At 58.6% G+C, this 587-nt stretch carries 1 protein-coding gene; it reads left to right on the top strand.

Annotated elements, in window-relative coordinates:
• The coding region (locus tag BK660_RS31185; RefSeq protein ID WP_148057520.1) for an acyl-CoA dehydrogenase C-terminal domain-containing protein at window positions 1–587 on the top strand (587 nt) is incomplete at both ends.

Below are 587 nucleotides of genomic sequence, written 5' to 3' on the forward strand. Positions count from 1 at the left end.
CCGAAGCCGAACGCAAACAGGCTCATGAACTGCTGGATCTGCTGACGCCGATCGTCAAATCCTGGCCGTCGGAGTTCTGCCTGAAGGCCAACGAACTGGCGATCCAGATCCTCGGCGGTCACGGTTATACCCGTGAGTATCCGGTTGAGCAGTATTACCGCGACAACCGCTTGAACCCGATCCACGAAGGCACTCACGGCATTCAGTCGCTGGATTTGCTCGGGCGTAAATTGGCGCAGAACGGTGGTGCCGGGCTGAAGCAATTGATTCGCCTGATTGCCAACACCGCTGAACGCGCGACAGCGTACGACTCGCTGACTGCATTGCGTGAGCCACTGGAGAAACTGGTGGCGCGCCTGCAAACGGTGACCATTGGTTTGCTGACCGACCTGGCACAAGGCAAGGTCAATAGCAGTCTGGCGAACTCGGCGTTGTACCTGAAGGTGTTCGGCCACGCGGTTATTGGCTGGCGCTGGCTGGAGCAGGCGATTCGTGCCGAGGAAGGGTTGGCCAAAGGGAATGCAGCGGATGCTGACTTCTATAAGGGCAAGCTGCAGGCGGCGCGGTATTTTCTGACGTGGGAAGTG

Origin of the sequence: Pseudomonas brassicacearum (genome assembly GCF_003732265.1) — a bacterium.
Classification (GTDB): domain Bacteria; phylum Pseudomonadota; class Gammaproteobacteria; order Pseudomonadales; family Pseudomonadaceae; genus Aquipseudomonas; species Aquipseudomonas brassicacearum_D.